13 protein-coding genes and 1 pseudogene are annotated in these 20,036 nt (G+C 66.6%); 11 read left to right on the forward strand and 3 right to left on the reverse strand.

Annotated features, from left to right (window positions below; genetic code table 11):
* Positions 1–138: 138 nt before the first annotated feature.
* On the forward strand, positions 139–396 hold the full coding sequence (locus BO1_RS38410) for an RNA-binding protein (RefSeq protein WP_028222111.1): 258 nt from the start codon (positions 139–141) through the stop codon (positions 394–396).
* A gap of 98 nt (positions 397–494) precedes the next feature.
* Here the strand turns inward: BO1_RS38410 and BO1_RS38415 are convergent.
* Positions 495–1,013, reverse strand: a pseudogene (locus BO1_RS38415) (endopolygalacturonase); the annotation flags it as partial.
* A gap of 333 nt (positions 1,014–1,346) precedes the next feature.
* Here BO1_RS38415 and BO1_RS38420 point away from each other — a divergent pair.
* The 6 genes from BO1_RS38420 to BO1_RS38445 all read left to right on the forward strand — a co-directional run bounded on the left by BO1_RS38420 (position 1,347) and on the right by BO1_RS38445 (position 12,336).
* Positions 1,347–3,230, forward strand: a complete 1,884-nt coding sequence (locus BO1_RS38420) for a DUF2138 family protein (RefSeq protein ID WP_028222113.1) — start codon at positions 1,347–1,349, stop codon at positions 3,228–3,230.
* A gap of 2 nt (positions 3,231–3,232) precedes the next feature.
* Positions 3,233–3,922 (forward strand): DUF1175 domain-containing protein, encoded by a 690-nt coding sequence (locus tag BO1_RS38425; protein WP_043288375.1) that lies wholly within the window; start codon positions 3,233–3,235, stop codon positions 3,920–3,922.
* An 8-nt stretch (positions 3,923–3,930) separates the two neighbouring features.
* Positions 3,931–8,826: an alpha-2-macroglobulin family protein gene (locus BO1_RS38430; protein WP_084688569.1), complete on the forward strand. Its 4,896-nt coding sequence runs from the start codon at positions 3,931–3,933 to the stop codon at positions 8,824–8,826.
* 37 nt (positions 8,827–8,863) lie between these two features.
* A complete protein-coding gene (locus tag BO1_RS54545; protein WP_084688571.1) occupies positions 8,864–10,603 on the forward strand; it encodes a DUF2300 domain-containing protein in 1,740 nt (579 codons plus the stop codon).
* 69 nt (positions 10,604–10,672) lie between these two features.
* Positions 10,673–11,494, forward strand: a complete 822-nt coding sequence (locus BO1_RS38440; RefSeq protein ID WP_043288391.1) for a YfaP family protein — start codon at positions 10,673–10,675, stop codon at positions 11,492–11,494.
* Positions 11,495–11,529: 35 nt separating this feature from the next.
* Entirely contained in the window at positions 11,530–12,336 is an 807-nt protein-coding gene (locus BO1_RS38445) for a YfaP family protein (protein WP_062876985.1), read from the forward strand.
* Positions 12,337–12,379: 43 nt separating this feature from the next.
* On the opposite strand, the gene BO1_RS38450 is transcribed toward BO1_RS38445, so the two are convergent.
* Positions 12,380–13,213 (reverse strand): isocitrate lyase/PEP mutase family protein, encoded by an 834-nt coding sequence (locus tag BO1_RS38450; protein ID WP_028222118.1) that lies wholly within the window; start codon positions 13,211–13,213, stop codon positions 12,380–12,382.
* A gap of 214 nt (positions 13,214–13,427) precedes the next feature.
* On the opposite strand from BO1_RS38450, the gene BO1_RS38455 reads away from it, so the two are divergent.
* Together BO1_RS38455 and BO1_RS38460 are read left to right on the forward strand one after the other, a co-directional pair.
* Positions 13,428–14,471 (forward strand): LacI family DNA-binding transcriptional regulator, encoded by a 1,044-nt coding sequence (locus BO1_RS38455; RefSeq protein ID WP_174490625.1) that lies wholly within the window; start codon positions 13,428–13,430, stop codon positions 14,469–14,471.
* 186 nt (positions 14,472–14,657) lie between these two features.
* The gene (locus BO1_RS38460) at positions 14,658–16,442 is read left to right on the forward strand and encodes an IlvD/Edd family dehydratase (RefSeq protein ID WP_028222120.1); all 1,785 of its coding nucleotides are present in this window, start codon (positions 14,658–14,660) and stop codon (positions 16,440–16,442) included.
* Positions 16,443–16,480: 38 nt separating this feature from the next.
* Here BO1_RS38460 and BO1_RS38465 read toward each other — a convergent pair whose 3' ends face one another.
* On the reverse strand, positions 16,481–17,227 hold the full coding sequence (locus BO1_RS38465) for an IclR family transcriptional regulator (RefSeq protein WP_028222121.1): 747 nt from the start codon (positions 17,225–17,227) through the stop codon (positions 16,481–16,483).
* A 138-nt stretch (positions 17,228–17,365) separates the two neighbouring features.
* Between BO1_RS38465 and BO1_RS38470 the strand changes: the two genes are divergently transcribed.
* Positions 17,366–18,580, forward strand: a complete 1,215-nt coding sequence (locus BO1_RS38470) for a fumarylacetoacetate hydrolase family protein (protein WP_028222122.1) — start codon at positions 17,366–17,368, stop codon at positions 18,578–18,580.
* 228 nt (positions 18,581–18,808) lie between these two features.
* Positions 18,809–19,993 carry a pyridoxal phosphate-dependent aminotransferase gene (locus BO1_RS38480; protein ID WP_028222123.1) on the forward strand — a complete coding sequence of 395 codons (1,185 nt, stop codon included), beginning with the start codon at positions 18,809–18,811 and terminating at the stop codon, positions 19,991–19,993.
* Positions 19,994–20,036 lie beyond the last annotated feature (43 nt).

The following is a 20,036-nucleotide window of genomic DNA, read 5'->3' on the forward strand; positions in this document are numbered from 1 at the left end:
CCAGCAGAATTGCACCTCGCCCATGACCTCATCGGAGCACATGGCCCATTTGGAGGCGCCATATTGCACTGCACACTATCATGAGCGCTTGAACGCCCACCCCGAACACCGAATTTCAACTTCGAAGTCAGGTGCGCCATGGCCGAATTGCTGCTTGGAAACGTCGATGAAAGCGTGACCGACGACGAGATCAACGCTTTTTTGCAGAAGTATGGTTTCCCGCCGTACGACAACATTCAGCGCATAGCGGGTACGGGCTCGCATCCCGCCGCGCTGCTGCACTACGTCAACGTATCCGATGAAGTTTTGCGCGCGCTCCAGCCGCGCGTGCACAACATGTTCTGGAACGACCGCACGATTAGCGTATTAATACTGCCTGTGCGCGAAGCCGACTGAGTACATGGCTTCAGCACCGCGTGCGGGCGCCGACCCTGCGCGGCAGGCGTCTACGCCTGCTACGAAGCGCCTTGCGCAAACCAGGCGCCGTCCGCGTACTATCCGACAAGCGATGTGTTGTACGTCGTCCCGCCAATCACAACATTGCTCAGTGCAATGGCGTTCACGTTGTTGACGTAAATCGGCCCAGGATTCGTTGCCGATGCCGCGCCGCTGCAAACCGGTGTGCCGAGATTCCAGTTCGAGATCGTCACGCCACTGATAGGCAGCACCGTTGGTGTGGGCGCTGGCCCGTTATAGTCCGCGGCGACCGGCCCTTGGGCGGCGATCGCCTGAAAGCACGACGCCGTGGCACCGCCCGACGACACGTTGCTGGCCGTGACGTTGGAAATGTTGACGTTCTTCACGACAGGCGGACTGATACGCACCGCATCGCCGGCAGGACTGTAGTCGCAGTCGAAGGTGATGAGGCCGCCCTGCGAGGCTGCGGGATTCGAACCCGATGCACTTGTCGTGCCGACGGGAACCGATGCCGTGATCGGGCTCCCCGCGATCATGTTGCTCGCGCCATTCCCCTTGCCGACAGGTGTCACGCCGTTGGGCAGCGTGGCGCCATCGTTGATTGACGACATCAGCCTGGTCTCGGGCGGAATGTAGCAATAACGGCCCGAAAGACGCGCGCATCGCCTCAATTCGGCGCCTTGATCCGGGCCGTCGATAATGCGTTACGCAATATGCATAACGATAAAATGTTAAAAATTGCGAATATATCCCGTGGCCAGAATCATTCACGCCATTTAAATGGCTTTTAAGGTAGTATCCCTGCCAACTGGAAATAGCCGTTCTCAGAGAAAGAGTTCGTGCGCGGCAAACAAACGGCCATGCGCGCCTTTTAATCGGCGCAACGGTGCGAAAGAAAACCAATATTCCAATTCAGGGCGATTGATTCGATGAAGTTAACGCGCAAAAAGGCCGCGCTAACCGCCGCGGTTTTAATCGTTGCGCTAGTCGCCATTCAGGCGATTTGGCGTCCTTTCGGGGGGAGATCGGCGTTTGGATCTCACGAACTCGCTTTCGATATTCGCTATCCCGACGCAATTATCGACAGCGCGGCTCTTTCGCGTCTGCCGGGCGACATGATACGCGTGCCTTTGTTGCGCACACTGCTCACGCGCGATTTCGTCGACTATTACGAATCCAGTTCCACGCGTCTTTCCGCCGAAGGCGCCGTGCGGCGGCTCGCATTCGAGCACGATCTCGACTGGCGCGACGAACTCATCAAGCGTGTATTCGACGAACCCTCGCGCGTGCTGCTGTGGCGCTCGCCCGATGGCCGCCTCGGCTATTGGGTGATGACGATGCGCCGCAACGGCCTCGCGAAGCTGATGCAGGCCATGGGTAACGTGGCGGCCAGCGATAGCCAGCTGAGCCAGGCGGCCACGCTCTCGGGCGACGTGCCGGTCTACGCGCTCAAGCTCGCGGTTGGCCATACGCTGCTGTTCGCGGCGAAGGGCGAGCGGCTCATCATCATGTCGGAGCCCGGCATTCTGCTAGACGCCGACGGCAAGACGGTTGGCGAGCGCGCCAAGGCGCTCGCGAAGATGCTCGACGACGGCGGCGCAGATGCCCTGCGCACGTATCGCCTCGAGAACGCGCCCGCGGAAGTGAACGGGCATCGGCTGATTGTGTCGGTCAACTATCTTTCGTTTGGTTATCAAGCCTTTTTCTCGGGCGTCAATGCGCTGCGTTTCGACTTCGCCGCGTCGGGCAAGAACGATGTGCAGGCGAGCGGCACATGGAGCACGGCGGCGCTGATCGATCCCGCCCGTCTGCCGCAGCACTGGGACAGCGCCGATCTATGGCGCGCATTGCCCGCCAATGCAGCGGCCTGCGCGAGCCTGCCGGTCGACTGGAACGATGCGGCCGACTTGCTCGACAGGTTGGGAGACGGCGAGCAAGCCGCGTCGAAGGTCCTGCGCGAGCGCCTCGCAGGACCCGCGGGCGTGTGCTGGTATGCAAAATCCACGCTCGTGGCGCCTGTGTTCGTCGCGCGCCTCAAGCCGGAGGCGGCGCAGGATCCGGCGCAACTTGCGGCAATCAAGGGGGCGCTCGCGAGCGTCTTTGGCGACGCTATCGGCGCCTATGAAGCGAGGGCGGGCAACGAGGCCGGCTATCGGCGCTTGCCCGTCCAGACACGCGAGCCGTCCGCCGGCGTCACGCTCTGGACCCGCGCGGTGAGCGCGCGCTCGGGCACGGCGCAAAGTGCGGGCTCGCCCTACGCGGCACAGTTGTCCGAGCCGCGCTACTTCCCGGTGACGCTCGCGCTCGCGCATGGCTACGTGGTGTTCTCGCCCGACGGGCGTCTCGTGGACGACACGCTCGCTGTGCTGGACAAGCGCTATCCTGCCATCGCCGACACGCTCTCGCCGCAGCGCCTCTCGACCACGGTCGTCTCGGTCATGCCGTCCACCGCGGCGGCGCTCGTGGAGCGCGAGGCGGCCCGTGCGCTGCCGGCCGATCAGGAAGCGATCTTCCGCAATGCCGCGCGCACACATCTGTTGCCGAAGCTGCACGCAGTGGCGAGCTATCCGCCGCTGGCGTTGAGCCTGCCGGACTCGCTGCCTTCGTCGGCGGGCTGGGTGCCCGTGGAGTGGCATGTCGAGCCGCGCGCGAGCGTGGCGCCGCGCGGCGACGCGGCAGCAGGGCATCCGCTGGGCGCCGGCCCGAAAGATACGGACAACGATGCCGGCGACACGTCCCATGGCGACGCTGGCGCCGACACCGCGCAGAGCGCCGAAGACCGGCCGGCCCAGCCCGGCACGAGCGGCGACTGACCATGCGCCGCCGGTTTCTCCATCGATGCGCGGCGGCCGGCGTGGCCGCGCTCGGCGTGGCGCTTGCTGGCCCGGCGTGCGCGCTCATGCCCACGCAGGCTGCGCCCGACCCCGACGCGCTCACGCCCGAGCAATCGACGATATTTCGTGCGTGGTTCGTGCGCATCGTCGATCAGCAGATGCGTCGTGGCCCCACGCCACGCTGGACCCAGCGCGACTGCGCGGGCCTCGTGCGCTTTGCGGCCATGGAGGCGCTGCGCGAGCACGACGCGCGCTGGCTCAAGGCCAACGGCATGAACAGTGCCGGCGACGCGAGCCGGCTGCCCCCCGAGCTGCAACTGAGCCCACAGCAGCGCTCGCTTGCGAATCGCTGGACTCGCATCGACGGCAGCGTGGGCGCCTACGCCTCGGCCATCGCGCTCGTACAACGCAACAGCCGCTTCGTTTCGCGCGACGTCAATCAGGCGCTGCCGGGCGACCTGCTGTTCTTCGATCAAGGCGACGACCAGCATCTGATGATCTGGCTCGACCGCTACATCGCCTATCACACGGGCACCGTCACGCCGACCGATAGCGGTCTGCGCGCCGTTGCCGTTTCCGACCTGATGCAATGGAAAGATTCCCGCTGGCAGCCGTTCGACGGCAATCCGAACTTCGTCGGTGTGTTTCGTTTCGCGTTCCTGACGCCATGAGTGCCGCCATGCAACGTCTGCTTCTCATACCGCGTTTCGCTGCGCTGTTTTTCTCGCGCGTTTCCAATGCGAAATTCTTCGCGCGAGCCCGGATTTCCGATGCGAAACGCAGCGCACATCGGCGTGCCTCGGCGCTGCTTGCAACGCTGATCGCACTGTTCTCGCTGTGCTTCTGTCTGGGCGCGGCGCCTGCCTGGGCCGACGATGGCGACAACGCCGTGCAGCAGAGCATCGACGCGAATCCCACGCTGGGAGCGCCGACGCCGAGCGGCTACGACAGCCAGGTCGTGCAGGGCCAGCCGTTCTTCCTGCTTTCCGATGCGAGCTTCGGCAGCAATCAGCTCGCGCAAGTGCGTCTGGAAGCGCCGGGCCGCGAATTCCAGTCGGAGCTCGAAGGCTATGGCGGCGCCGATATCGTCGTCTACAAGGTGCCGAACGCACTCGCGTTTCTCAAGGCGCAGAAGAACCTGCATCGCCTGAACATCAAGCCGAACTATCAGGGCGAGGGCCTCGCGAACACGCTGGCATACCTGTGGGACCGCTGGCTCAGCGATGCGCGCCGCGCCTGGCAACGCGTGCTTTCGTTCGCGACGCGCAGCAAGGTCACCGAGGCGAAGCCTGAATTCAAGCTCGGCGAGCAGCCGAACGCGCCCACGCATTTCGAGCCTCAATCGCGCTTCGCGCCGCTACGCGGCTACGAACTCGTCACGCGCTTTCGTTACCCGATCTGGAACGCGAAGACCATTCAGCCGCCCAAGGGCGTGAACCTCGAAGGCAGCAGCAGCAACTTCGTGGAGGCGTCTTCGGGCAATGTGATGATTCCCGTCGGCAAGCTGCCGCCGGGGCTCTATCTCGTCGAGGCGATGATCGGAAACTACCGCGCGCATACGCTGCTGTTCGTTTCCGATACGGTCGCGGTCGTGAAGGCCGCGTCGAGCGGCCTGCTCGTGTGGACTGCGCGGCGCGACAACGGCAAGCCGGTGCCCAACACCGAGGTGAACTGGACCGACGGCGTGGGTGTGCTGCAAAGCGGCGCCACGGGCGCGGATGGCGCGCTGGTGCTCCAGCACGTCTCGCCCGAGCGCAGCTACGTGATCGGCAGCGATCCGCAGGGTGGCGTTTTCGTATCGGAAAACTTCTACTACGACAGTGAGATCTACAACACCAAGATCTACGCGGTGACCGACAGGCCGCTGTATCGTCCCGGTGACGCCGTCCACGTGAAGTTCGTCGGCCGCACGTTCCAGAGCGCGAATCAGTCGACGCCCGCCGCGCCCGCGCAGTTCAAGCTCGACGTGCTCGATCCGAACGGCGCACCGATTGCGACGCGCAACGTGGATTTCGCATCGGAAAGCGGCGGCGAGGCGACCTTCACGCTGCCGGCGAGCGCCCAGGGCGGCGGCTATACGCTGCGCTTCGACTACAACGGCGACAGCTATGGCGGTGCATTCCGCGTGGCGGAGTATGTGAAGCCGCACTTCGACGTGAACCTCACGATGGACAAGTCCGACTACGCGACCGGCGACACGCCCAAGGGCAAGATCGCGCTGCGCTATCCGGACGGCAAGCCCGTGAAGAATGGCAAGGTGTCGGTCACGCTGCGCGCGCAGAAGGTGGCGATCGTGGACGGCGAGTTGCGCTATTCGGGCCTCTTTCCCGTGAAGCTCGAGCAGCAGGAACTGCAGACCGATAGTGACGGTAATGCCACGCTCACGCTGCCCGCCGCGAAGGAGCCGAGCCGCTACGCGCTCACGCTGTTCGCGCAGGACGGCGCCGCGTATCGCGTGCGCGTGACGCGCGAGGTGCTGATCGCGCGCGGCGCGACGCCGTATCGCCTGAGCACGGCCAAGTCGTTCTCGCAGCCGCGCGAGCCCGTGACGTTCACGCTGGCGGCGCTCGCCAATGGCAATCTCAATCCTGGCGCCGACGCGGCCAGCCCGGGCGTGCACAAGCCGGCGAAGTGGGAGTGGGTGCGTCTCGAGTCGCAGACGAAGGCCGACGGCGCGCTGCCCGCCGCAGGCGCCGGCGGTGCCGTGAGTTTCCCGCTGCAATTCGACGAACCGGGTTCGTACATGCTCTCGGTGACGGACGATGCGGGCAACCTGCTCGCGGCAGCCAGCCACTGGGTAGCGGGAGACGGCCTGAAGGCCATTCCCGGCAGCGTCGAGATCGTGTTCGACCGCGATCGTTACCGGATTGGCGATACGGCCGAGGCGCTCATCACCTTCCCGTACGCCGTGGACGATGCGCTGCTCACGCTCGAACGCGACAGCGTGGAAGCGCGCGCACTGCTTTCGAAGGGCGCGGACTGGCTGAGCCTCACGCGCGTTGCACCCACTCAATGGAAGGCGCGCATCAAGGTCGGCCCCGAGTTCGCACCCAATATGACGTTCTCGGTGCTCTACGTGCACGATGGCGAATACGTATTCCAGAACGCGGGCATCGTGGTCGCGAAGCCGTCGATCGATCTCGCGGTGAAGAGCGACAAGCCTGTCTACGCGCCGGGTGAAACCGTCACGCTCGATCTCGGCAGCACGCTCGCCGGCAAGGCGCTGCCCGCGCATCTCACTGTGAGCGTGGTCGATGAAATGGTGTACGTGCTGCAGCCCGAGATTGCGCCCGACATCGTGGACTTCTTCTATCACCCGCGCCGCAACAACGTGCGCACGACGTCGAGCCTTTCGTTCATCACCTACGACCTCGCGCTGTCCGCCATGCGCGGCGCGCCGGGCGGTCCGCAACGCGGACAGTACAACGAGCGTGGCGTGAAGGTGCTGGAGCGTCCGCGCCGCGACGACATCGACACGGCGGCATGGCAGGCCGATCTGCAAACCGATGCAAGCGGCCATGCACGCATGACTTTCCGCATGCCCGACGCACTCGCGCGCTGGCGCATCACCGTGCGTGCGATTTCCGCGGACGGCACCGTGGGGCAGCGCACTGCGTACGTACGCTCGGACAAGCCGCTCTATCTGAAATGGAGCGGCCCCGCGAGTTTCCGCAGCGGCGACCAGCCGGCGATCGACATGCTTGCGTTCAACCAGGGCACGTCCGATGTGGATGCGCAGTGGACGGTCAATGGCGCAGGCCTCGCGCTCGATCGCAAGGTCACGCTCAAGCCGGGGGCCAACTATTTGTCGTTGCCGCGCGTCGCGCTCACACCGGGTCTTGTCGATGCGAGCCTGCGCGTGAACGGCAAGGAGATGGACCGTCTGCAGACATCGGTGAGCCTTGGCGCGCCGGGCTGGCTCGATCTGCGTGAAATGTCCGTCCCGCTCGACGCGAATCCGAAGCCGCTTGCGCTCGCACCCGATGCGCAGGACGTGCGCGTGCGTCTCGTCTCGAGCGGCACGAGCCAGTTCGCGCGCGTGGCCGACGATCTCATTGCGTACCCATACGGCTGCGCCGAGCAGACCTCGAGCCGGCTGATACCGCTCGCGCTCGCGCACGACGCGCTGGACCGCGGCGCAGACGGCGCAGCGCCAGGTGCCGCTGGGTCACAGAGCACGACGCAGGGCCTCGAGGCGCGTCTGCGCAACCAGCGCCAGCGGCTTGCGCTGCTTGCCGGTATCAACGGCGCATTCGGCTGGTGGGGCGACACCACGGGGGGCAGCGCGTTCATTACCGCGTACGCGTACTACGCGGACTGGCTCGCTAGCCGCAGCCTCGGCATCACGTTGCCGGACAGCAACTGGCAGCATGCGCTAGACATCTATCGCGACAACGGCGCGAAGGAGCCGCTGCTGCATCGTGCACTGGCGCTCTGGCTGTTGCAGCAGATGGGCCTGCCGGTGGCGACGCCCGTGTCGGGCGTGGCCGGGCAGCTCGCGCAACAGGCAGCATCGATGTTCGATCAGGATGCCAAAGCATTACGCGACGCATACGGCGTGGAAGACAGTCTCGTGTTCGCCGCGCCCGAATCGCCGCGCGGCCTGCAAGCGGCCGTGGTGCTGACCGCATACACGGCGCGGGCAACGAACGCGAGCCTGCCCGAAGGCTTCGATACGCTGGCCGCGCGCGCACGCGCGTCGCTCATGTCGAATCCCACGCCGCTGATCCAGAGCCTGCTGGCGATGGCCGGCGACGCGGGCACGCCCGTCGATGCCAACGCTGTGCTTGCACAGAGCAGCGCCACGTATCCGACTGTCGACCGTGCGCTCACGCTGCTGTGGCTGCGCAAAGCCATGGCCGGTTCACGCTCGGGCGATGCCGCGCAGCCGTTGCCCACGCTGCAAGGCAATGACTGGACGCGCACGGCGACGCCCACGGGCGCCACCCTGTGGAAGTGGACGGGCGCGGCGCTGCCGACCTCGCTCGACTTGGGCGGCGCACGCCAGGACGTCTCGGCGCTGGTGTCGTACCGCAGCCGCGCGGCCCAGGCGAGCCGCTTGCCCTTGAAGGTCGAGCGCACGCTTTATCGGCTCGATCCGATCGCGCCTTCCAGCGACGCCGAAAAGCAGGCGGGCCGCTTCACGTTCGAGGCGCATCGCATGAAGGCCGGCGACGCGATCGACAGCAACGCGCTCTATGTCGACGAAGTCACGCTCACACCGCAGGACAAATCGGCGCTGCATTACGGCTTGCTCGACGTGCCGCTGCCGCCGGGTGGCTCCGTGGAAGCGACGAGCTGGGGCGTGAGCATTGCGGGGCTGCCCGGCGCGGGCGAGGGCGGCAGCGGTCCGCAGCCGTTCGCGCGCGCGGCCAGCTACGAGATGGGCGAGCTCAGCTATCACCAGCCCGTGCCCTTGCTCGATCGTCCCGTGGCGCTGCGCCAGCTCGTGCGCTTCGCCTTGCCTGGCACGTTCACGATGCCGCCGGCGCGTTACTTCCGGATGTACCAGCCGGAGCAGAAGGCGTACGAAGGCGGCCGCAGCGACCGTATGGTCACGCTGCGCATCGAGTGAGGCTGGCGTGACGGTGCGTATGGTCAGGTGGAGCGCGATGTGCGTGCTCGCCATTGCGCTTGTGGGCAACGCGCCGCGCGATGCGCACGCCGCGGTGGGCGAACTCGCGGCGAGAACGCTGCCGGCTGCATCGACATTGGGCGGGGCAAGGGCGTCGTCGGCGCTGCGCTTCGCGTGGTTGCGTGACGGCGACGCGCGGCTGTGGACATTCGATGCCGCCGCCGAGCCTGGTGCGCCGGGCGCGGGCGCGCCCTTGCCGCCGACGCTCGATACGCAGCTGGGCAGCGTCTGGAAGCTGTTCGTCTACGCCTATCTCGTCGACCGGCGGATCCCCGCACCCGACTATCAGTGCGACGGCGGCGACCGCGAGGAGGTGTACTGCTGCATGACCGGCGGCCACATCGACCGCGACCGCGCATTGGTGCAGTCGTGCGGCCTCTTTTTCGAGCCGCACAGATTGCAGCTCGATCCTGCCGGGTGGCGCCAATACTGGCGCGCCCTGAAGGCGCCGGCGTGGCTGCAGGATCTCTACGCGCTGCGCCCGGAGCGCCGCGTGCGCGTGGACGACCTGCTCAAGGCCTTGCAGGCCGTGCCTGCACGCGCCCGCGACGACACGGCGAGCACGCTGGTGTCGGTCGTCACGAGCGGGCGCGGCGAGGGCACCGTATTGCTCTACGGCAGCCTGCTGCGGGCCAAGACGTGGACCATGCCCGATCCGTCGAACCCCGGCGGCTACGCAGGCGGCGCGGCGGGCTGGCTGGCCGATGGGACGCCGGTCTGGCTCGGCGGGCGCGGGGGCAGTGTGCGCGTGCTGGCCGCCGCGGCGCCGCGTATTGCCCCGCTGGTCGAGCAGAGCGCCGTGCCCGACGACCGCGCCTGCGTGATTGTCGACTTCTTTTCTCGTTATCCGATACGAAACGTAATCGAAACGCGCGCGGGCGGCCGGCCCGCGCAACCCGGCCTGCTCGACGGCAGCTTCAGCGTGGGATTCGAGAACGGCAACTGGCTGCCCATCGAAAGCCATGGCGAACTGCTGCTCGATCGCGACGAGTCGGGCAAGCCGCGCATCGTCGGGCGCTTCGGCATGAACGACTACGTCGCGCGCGTGGTCGAGCGCGAAGGCGACACGGCGCAGCCGCAGGCGGCGCGCGCGCTCGCGGTGGCGGCGCGCAGTTATCTCGTGCAGAACGCCGGCCGCGAGCGCGGCTGCTACCGTATCGACGACAGCAGCCGCACGCAGCGCGTCTTGCCACGCGCCCCACGAGCCGCTTCGCGCAACGCCGCAGATTTCACCGACGGCCTCGTGCTCGCAGGCGTGCCCGTGCAGTTTCATCACGACAAGGCCGCGACCGGCCAGATGAGCTGGCTCGACGCGAAGGCCGCGGCGCAACGGGGCCTCACGTTCGATGCGATTCTCGCGCGCACCTGGCCGCAGGCCACGCTGACCGCGTTCACGAGCCCGCTCGCGGGCGACTGCGAGCCGGTGGCCGGCGCGCGTGACTGGCTGGGCCGCGAGGCGCCGGTCTGGGCGCGGCGCCTCGCGGGGGAGGCGGGCTATGAAGAACCCGAGCTGCCGGCCGTCTGCGAGGTGACGACGGGCCGCCCCTATGCCGATGCTGGGCGCAACCGCGTCTATATCCGCCGCCTGCGCTCCGACGACGACCGCATTGCGCTCGCGCACGAGTATCTGCATCTCGCGTTCGCGCACCATCCGCGCGGGCAGGACGAGGCGTTTATCGAGCAGACCGCGCGCAAGCTGATCCTCACAGGAAGCTGAATGACCATGAAAGCGCTCGTGCAACAGCGATTGATGTCGATTGGCAAGCCCGGCGCCGCACGGCGGCGCATGGGCGCACGCGTGCTCGCAGTGGCGGCCGCCGCCGCGCTTGTGTGTGCATCTGCACACGCGGCCGGCGATGCCGCGGATTCCGACACACTCGCGCGCCTCACCGGCGCATTCAACGGCTGGCGTCACAGCGGTCTCACGAACGAGGGTGAGCAATACGTGGCGGCGTATCCGCGCCCGCCCGTCGATCGCGGCGCGCAGCGCTTTCGCACGCTGATCGAAGGCCAGCTCAAACATGTTGATCCACACGCGCGCCGTCCGCCCATGCTGGTCGTGAACGGCAAACCCACGCCGCTCTACACCGACGAGCAAGGTTTCTTCGCGAGGCCCTGGGCATTTGGCGCCGGCTCGAACAGCATCGAAATCATTTCGCCCGATGGCACGAAGCATCAACGCATGCAGTTCTACGAAGCGGATCGCAGCAAGCCGCAGGCCAAACTGCGGGCGATCGTGACGTGGGACGACCCGCACGCGCAAGTCGATTTGCACGTGATCACACCAGGCGGATTGCACGCCTTCTTTGCGAATCCGACGCTCGAGGACGGCAGCGGCTTCGACGTGGATTCCGTCGATGGCGCCGGGCCGGGCATATTCTCCTCGGCGGCGCCGGAGCATGGCACCTGGCTATTTTTCCTCAATTACTGGGGCAATTTCGATTCGACGGGCTACAACTTCGATCCCGCTGCGCATGATCGCGACGTGATCACCGCCACCCTCACGCTCGTGTTCAACGAGAACACGCCAAACGAGCGTCGCGAAACGCGCGTGGTGCCGTTGCGCAAGATCGGCGACCTCGTGCTCGTGAAGAGCGAGCGGCTTTGAGCTTCAATTTCGACAGGACAACCAGGCGAACCCGCATGAACGCGATCCGGCTCCATCGTTGTTTCTCGCACCACGTTCTCGTGGGCGTAGCGCTTGCGCTCGGCGCCTTCGCGAGCGCCGCGCACGCCGATACGGTCGACTTCACCGCGCCGCTGAACGGCTGGCGCAATTCGGCTGGGGATCAGGCGCGCTATACGCAGGACGTCCACTATCCCGCAGCGGCCGTGAGCACACCGGAAGGCCAATCGGTCAACGCGCTGATCGCGGGGCAGATCAAGGCGGCGCCCAAGGCGAAGCCGGGCACCTCGGTGGGCACGCTCGTGGTGAACGGCACGCCCATGCCACAGCGCATCGAGGAGGACGGCACGTTCTCGCGGCCGTTCGCGTTCGGTGCGGGCAGCAACAGCGTGGAACTGCGCACGGCGGACGGCACGCGCAAACGCGTGCAGTTCTACGATGCCTACACGGGCAAGACGCAGGCGCGCCTGCGCATCGTGCTCGCGTGGGACACCGACGGCACCGATCTCGACCTCCACGTGGTGTCGCCCGACGGCGTGCACACGTTCTACGCCGACCGCGTGGCGCCGAACGGCGGCGCGCTCGACGTGGACGTGACGACGGGCTATGGCCCGGAGATCTATTCAAGCGCCGCGCCGCTGCACGGCACCTATCTCGTCTACGTGAACTATTACGGCAACGGCAATAGCGGCAGCGACATGACGGTGGCGCAAGTGACCATCATCACCGACGAAGGCACGCCGAACGAAAAGAGCGAGACGGTACGCGCGCCCATGCGCAAGCCGGGCGAGCTGACACTCGTGAAGCGCTTCGTCATCCCTTGAGGACCGCTACCGGCACATGCCACACGCGGCATCGTCGAAAAAATCAGGAAGGATCCCTGAATAGATCGTTGAGCTGATTGCCGGGGGCTGCATTGACGAAGCCGTCGAAGCGGCCTTGCACGAGCGTCTCCACTGCGCGCATGAGGCCACCCCACGCCGAGCGCGCCAATGCGCCGCCCACGCTCACGCGCCGCACGCCCATTGCGGCGAGATCCTGCAGCGTGAATTCCGAGGCCGAGCTGATCAGCACGTTGACGGGCTTGGGTGCCACGGCCGTCACCACGGCAACGATCTGCTCGCGCGTGTGGATGCCGGGCATGTAGAGGCAGTCCGCGCCCGCCGCCGCATAGGCCTTGATGCGCGCAAGCGCATCGTCGAAATCGGGCTCGCCAGTGAAGAAGTTTTCCGCGCGCGCCACGAGCAGCGTGTCGCCGCCGCGTTCGTCGATCGCGCGGCGTGCGGCCTTCACGCGCTCGACCGCGACCTCCAGGGGGAACAGCGGCGCGGCTGGGTCGCCGGTCGAATCCTCGATCGAGAGCCCTGCCACGCCCGTGTCCACTGCGAGGCCCACGCTTTGCGCGACCCCGGCCGCATCGGTGCCGAAACCGTTTTCGAAGTCCGCGTTGATCGGCAAACCGGTGGCGGCGACCATCTCGCGCAGATGCGCGAGGATGGCCTCGCGGGGCAGCGAATTGTCCGCGTGGGCGCGCGACCATGCAAAGCCCGAGCTGGTCGTGGCAAGCGCCTTGAAGCCGACACCCTCGAGATAGCGGGCGCTGCCCGGGTCCCAGGGATTGGGCAAGAGGAAGCAGCCGGAAGCATGCAAGGCGCGGAACGCTGCGCGTTTTTCCGCGACGCTGCGTGGCGAAGAGGGCATGGCGTGTCTCCAGGGTTGGGCGAGCTGGCGGTGTGGCGCGATCGCGCTCGCGCCCGCGTCGAGCCGGGCATGGGAAGCGTGGGCATGGGCGGCAAGGCCGGTCAGCGTGCATTGTGCTCCTGCGCGCGCCGACGCGCTCTCGCGGTGCCGCGCCTGGCACGCGCGCCGCGCCCGCTATTATATGCACTGTCCCCAATCCGATGAATTTTCCCCGATGACCAGGCCCCCCGCTTCGAAACCCGCGCCGCCGCGCATGTCCGATGTAGCCAGCCTCGCGGGCGTGTCGAAGATGACGGTCTCGCGCGTGCTGGCGGGGCAGAGCGCCTCGGAAGCCACGCGTGAGCGCGTGCAGCGTGCGATCGACGAACTGGGCTACGTTGCCGATGCGGCGGCGGGCGCCCTGTCTTCGGGGCGCTCGTCGTTCGCCGCGGTGCTGGTGCCTTCGCTATCGAGCTCGAACTTCTCGGACACCGTGAGCGGGCTCACGGCCGTACTGGAGCCGCACGGGCTCGAGTTGCTGATCGGCGACACGGACTATCTGCCCGAGCGCGAGGAGCGCATCGTCCGCCAGATGCTGCGCCACCAGCCGCGCTGCATTGCGCTCACGGGCTCGCAGCACACCGCCGCGACGCGCGCGCTGCTCGAGCGCTCCGGTGTGCCGGTCGTCGAGATGTGGGAGCTGCCAGCGGCGCCGGTCGACATGGCGGTCGGGTTTTCCAACGTGAGCGCTGCGCGCGAAATGGTGCGCTATCTGGCGGAAAAGGGTCATCGGCGCATCGCGTTTCTCGGCGGCGCGAGTGAGCTGGATCGGCGCGGCATCGACCGGCTCAAGGGCTATCAGCTCGAAGTGAAGGCGCTCGGGCTCGGCGAGCCGCGCGTGGTGCGCCTGGGCGACTCGCCCATCACCATGAGCCACGGCGGTCCCGCCATGGCGGCGCTGCTCGAGCGCTGGCCCGACACACAGGCGGCGATGTGCGTGAGCGACATGTCCGCGTTTGGCGCGATCATGGAGTGCCAGCGGCGCGGAATCACGGTGCCCGGCGATATCGCCGTGGCGGGCTTCGGCAACTTCGAGATCTCGACGTGCTGCCATCCGGCCATCACGACGGTCTCGGTGGACGCCTATGGGATCGGCCGCCGCGCGGGCGAGGCGCTGCTCGGCGCGCTCGCCGCCGACGCAGGCGAGCGTGGCGCACGCGCGCGCCGCACCGCAAGGACGCGCATTCACTACGCCGTGGTGCCGCGCGAAAGCGCCTGAAAGGGCCGCTTGCGTCCGCGGACGCGCGAACTTTCGATGTCCCTGCAAAAGCCCTCTGATAGCATAGTCTTCGTGACTTGAAGCGCCGGATGTCCGTGCTAACATTCGATTGTTACCGGTAACACCTATTGCGCCGATTGCATCAAAAGGGGAGCCGGGCAGGCCCCAGACAGGAGACACCGCATCATGAGCCAATCTCTCCCGCGCCGTCTGCGCAGCCAGGAATGGTTCGACGATCCCTCGCACGCGGACATGACCGCGATCTACGTCGAACGCTTCATGAACTACGGCCTCACGCGCGAAGAGCTGCAGTCGGGGCGGCCGATTATCGGCATCGCGCAGACGGGCAGCGACCTTGCGCCCTGCAATCGCCATCACATTGCGCTAGCGGAGCGCGTCAAGGCGGGCATTCGTGACGCCGGCGGGATTCCGATGGAATTCCCGGTGCACCCGCTCGCGGAGCAGAGCCGCCGCCCCACGGCCGCGCTCGACCGCAATCTCGCGTATCTGGGCCTCGTCGAAATCCTGCATGGCTTTCCTCTCGACGGCGTCGTGCTCACGACGGGCTGCGACAAGACCACGCCCGCGTGCCTGATGGCCGCGGCCACGGTCGACCTGCCGGCCATCGTGCTCTCGGGCGGCCCGATGCTCGACGGCTGGTATGAAGGCAAGCGCGTGGGCTCGGGCACGGTGATCTGGCACGCGCGCAATCTGCTGGCGGCAGGCGAGATCGACTACGAAGGCTTCATGGCGCTCACCACGGCTTCGTCGCCGTCCATCGGGCACTGCAACACGATGGGCACCGCGCTCTCGATGAATTGCCTTGCCGAAGCGCTCGGCATGTCGCTGCCCGGTTGCGCGAGCATTCCGGCCGCGTACCGCGAGCGCGGGCAGATGGCGTATGCCACGGGCAAGCGCGCCGTCGACCTCGTGCGCGACGACGTGCGCCCCTCGCGCATCATGACGCGCGAGGCGTTCGAGAATGCGATCGTGGTGGCTTCGGCGTTGGGCGCGTCGACCAACTGCCCGCCACATCTGATTGCTATTGCGCGGCATATGGGCGTCGACCTATCGCTCGAAGACTGGCAGCGTCATGGCGAGCAGGTACCGCTCCTCGCGAACACGATGCCGGCGGGCGAGTACCTGGGCGAGAGTTTCCACCGCGCGGGCGGCGTGCCGGCGGTATTGCACGAGCTCGATCGCGCGGGGCTCGTGCGGCGCGCCTGCCAGACCGTCTCGGGCCGCACGATCGGCGAGATTGCAGATACCGCTCCCGCGGCGGACCACGACGTGATCCGTTCCTGCGACGACCCGCTCAAGCACGGCGCGGGCTTCATCGTGCTTTCCGGCAACTTCTTCGACAGCGCCATCATGAAGATGTCGGTGGTGGGCGAGGCGTTTCGCAAGACGTATCTGAGCGAGCCGGGTGCGCCGAATGTGTTCGAAGCGCGCGCCGTCGTATTCGACGGCCCCGAGGACTATCGCGCGCGCATCAACGATCCGTCGCTGAAGATCGACGAGCGCTGCATGCTCGTGATTCGCGGTTGCGGCACGGTCGGCTATCCGGGCAGCGCCGAAGTCGTGAACATGGCGCCGCCGGCCGAACTGATCAAGCAGGGCGTGACCTCGCTGCCGTGCATGGGCGACGGACGCCAGAGCGGCACCTCGGCGAGCCCCTCGATTCTCAACATGTCGCCGGAAGCCGCGGTGGGCGGCGGTCTCGCGTTGCTGCGCACGGACGATCGCATCAAGGTCGATCTCAACGCGCGTCGCGTAGAAGTGCTGATCGATGCAGACGAACTCGAACGCCGCCGCGCGCAGGCCGATTTCCAGGCACCACCGTCCCAGACGCCATGGCAGGAGCTTTACCGCAAGACGGTCGGGCAGCTTTCGACGGGCGGCTGCCTCGAACCGGCCACACTCTATCTGCGTGTGATCGCGCAGCGCGGTGAGCCGCGCCATTCGCACTGAGCAAGCTTGCGCGCCAGACTGCGTGGGCGCGCCGCTACTCAGAGCGTCTTGCCGATGCGGTGCGCCATCTCCACGATGGCGATCGCCATGCGCTTTTCGCGGCGTGCGTCGAGCCGCTCGAGCGGCAGGCTCGTGCTGACCGCGACGCGCTTGCCGAGCACGGTCACGCCGACGAACGCCGCAAAACAGGCGAGGCCGGCGGTGACTTCTTCGCGCTCCTGGGCGAGCCCCGAGCGACGGATCGAGGCGAGCGCTTGCAGAAGATCCTGCCGCCGCGTCAGGGTACGGCCCGTGACGGCGGCAAGCTGCTTCGGCAATAGACCTGTTACTTCGTCATCCGAAAGACTGGCGAGCAATGCCTTGCCGAGCGCGCAGCAATGCGCGGGCAGGCGCGAGCCGAGATCGGAGACGAGCCGCACCGGCCGCGCGGCGTCTTCGCGAGCGATATAGACCACCTCGGCACCGTCGAGCACGGCGAGCTGCACCACCTCGTTGTGAATGGAAACGAAGGTTGCCGCTTCATGTCGGAACGCTTCCTGCAGCTGGTCATGGCGCACATAGGCACTGCCGAGCTCGAACAGCGTCACGCCGATGATATAGCCATCCGCGCGCTTTTCGATCCAGCGCCGGCGCTCCAGTGAGTCGAGTACCAGATAGAGCGTGCTGCGCGAAAGGCCGGTTTGCTCTGCAATGGCGGCGGCGCGTACCGGTGCCTGGGCGTGCGCCAGCACGTCGAGAATGTCATGGATGCGCTTGAGCGCGGGCACTTCATAGGCGGCAGGCATGGCTCGTGAACCGATTCGATCTCCAACAGGTTGGAAATACTAGCACCAGGTTGGACAGTGTGCTCGGGCGCTCCTACGATCGACATGCTTTATCCCATGTGACGTCGTCAACACCCGCAACGAAGCGGGTCCACCATCATGGCCAATTTGTCAGTTTCCCGATTCCTGCCCATCGATCTCGAAGAGGCGTTGCTCGTCGGCCGCGTCTGGCGGCGCGATAGCGCGCACGAGGGGCCGTGTGTGGTTGCCGTGCGCGGCGGCCAGGTGTTCGACATTACGCGTATTGTGGCAACCACGGCGGACCTGTTCGATCGCGACGATGCACTCGAGATCGCGCGCAACGCACCGGGCGACGCGCTGGGCACGGTGGCGGATCTGCTTGCTGCGAGCCTGCCTGGGGCGCCCGACGCAGCGGGTGCAGGACGTTCGGCCAAAGGGCCGGCGCGCCTGCTCGCGCCTTGCGACGTGCAGGCAATCAAGGCGTGCGGCGTGACCTTTGCGGTGAGCCTGATCGAGCGTGTGATCGAGGAGCAGGCGGGTGGCGACCGCGCGAAGGCAGCGGATGTGCGCGCGAGCATCACCGCGTTGATCGGCGCCGACCTCTCACAGATGGCGCCGGGCTCCGAAGCCGCGGCGCGCCTGAAGGAGGAGTTGCGGCGTCGTGGGGCGTGGTCGCAATATCTCGAAGTGGGAATTGGTCCAGATGCCGAAGTGTTTTCCAAGTCGCAACCGATGTCTGCGGTGGGCTTCGGCGCAGATGTCGGCTTGCTGCGTGCATCGGCATGGAACAACCCGGAGCCGGAGATCGTGCTGGCGGTGAATGCGCGCGGCGTGGCGATGGGCGCGACGCTCGGCAACGACGTGAACCTGCGCGATATCGAAGGCCGTTCGGCGTTGCTGCTCGGCAAATGCAAGGACAACAACGCGTCGTGTGCGATCGGTCCGTTCGTGCGCCTGTTCGATGGCCGCTTCACGCTCGATTCGGTGCGCGAGGCAAGCGTCTCGCTGCACGTCGCGGGCGCTGACGACGGCTTCGTGCTCGACGGCGTGAGCCATATGCGGGAAATCAGCCGCGACCCACTGCAGCTCGTCGAGCAGACCTGTGGCGCGCATCACCAATACCCGGACGGCTTCATGCTGTTTCTCGGCACGATGTTCTCGCCGATCCAGGACCGCGACGCGGCGGGCTCGGGCTTCACGCATCATATCGGCGACATCGTGACGATCTCGACACCGCAACTGGGCGCACTCGTCAACACGGTGAAGCTGTGCGATGAGATTGCGCCATGGACATTCGGCGTGCGCGCGCTCTACGCGAATCTTGCCGCGCGCGGGATCGCGCCCGCTGCGTGATTTTTTTCCGAACGGAAACCGGGAGCGGGGCGGGCGTTTCCGTTCGGAAATACCGGCACGCTATTTTTCCTTGAACGCGTTCCTTGGTATCGTTGTGTCCACGCCGTTCGGCGCTGCGATGTGCGCGTCGTGCGAATGCGCATCGGGCAATGAGCACGGATTGAACACGAACCGACGCAGGCGGCGTTTCATCGACGCCCGCCGTGCCGTCACAGGGAGTCGCGGACGATGAAATATTCGAATCTGGTGGAGCGCTTGCAGGGGCGGCGCACGTCGGCATGGGAGATCCATCACGCCGCGCAGCAGGCGGCGGGGCGTGGCGAGGACGTGATCGTCCTGAGCGTGGGCGACCCGGACTTCGCGACCCCCGAGCCTGTCGTCGAGCGCGCCATGGCGGCGTTGCGCGCGGGCGATACGCATTACACGGCCATCATGGGCCGCGAGCCTTTGCGCGAAGCCATTGCGCGGCAGCACGCGGCGGCGGGCGCGCGCGAAGTGACAGCGCAAAACGTGATTCTGTGCGCGGGTGCGCAGAACGGGCTGTTCGCCGCTTCGCTATGCCTGTGCGAAGCGGGCGACGAGGTGCTCGTGCCGGAGCCGATGTACCTGACCTACGAGGCCGCGATTCGCGCATCGGGCGCGACGCTCGTGCCGGTGCCCGTCGATCCGGACAACGGTTTTCATCTCGATTGCGACGCGCTCGAAGCGGCGGTCACGCCGCGCACGCGGGCGATTTTCTTCGCCACGCCGTGCAACCCGACCGGCGCGGTGATGCCGCGTGAGCACCTCGAGCGCATCGCGCAGCTCGCAAAGCGCCGCGATCTTTGGGTCGTTTCGGACGAGGTCTATGCCGATCTCACGTTCGAGCGCGAGCACGTGAGCATCGCGTTGCTCGACGGCATGGCGGAACGTACGGTCACGCTCGGCAGTCTTTCGAAATCGCATGCGATGCCGGGTTGGCGGATTGGCTGGGTGATTGCGCCGGAGACGTTGATCGGCCATCTGGGGCGGCTTGCGCTGTGCATGCTCTATGGCTTGCCCGGCTTCATCCAGGAGGCAGCGCTGACGGCACTGGAGCAGCGCGAGCAGATCGTGGCGCAAATGCGCGCGATCTACCGGCGCAGGCGCGATCTCGTCTATGCGCGCCTGAGCGGTGTGCCGGGGCTGCGTTGCCTGCTGCCGGAAGCGGGCATGTTCATGATGATCGACGTGCGCGGCACCGGCCTCGATCCGCACGCGTTCACATGGCAGCTGTTCGAGGCGCAAAAAGTGTCGCTGCTTGACGCGAGTGCGTTTGGCGAAACGGCAAGCGGCTTTGTGCGCTTCGGCTTCGTGGTCGATGACGCGCGGCTCGTCGAGGCCTGCGAGCGGATTGCGGCCTTCGTCCGGCAACTGCCCGGGACTCAGCGCTAGCTGGCTTCGAAGACCGAGCAGCCACGCGCCATTGCGCTCGATG

The sequence above is a fragment of the Paraburkholderia oxyphila NBRC 105797 genome, from assembly GCF_000685075.1.
Lineage (GTDB): Bacteria > Pseudomonadota > Gammaproteobacteria > Burkholderiales > Burkholderiaceae > Paraburkholderia > Paraburkholderia oxyphila.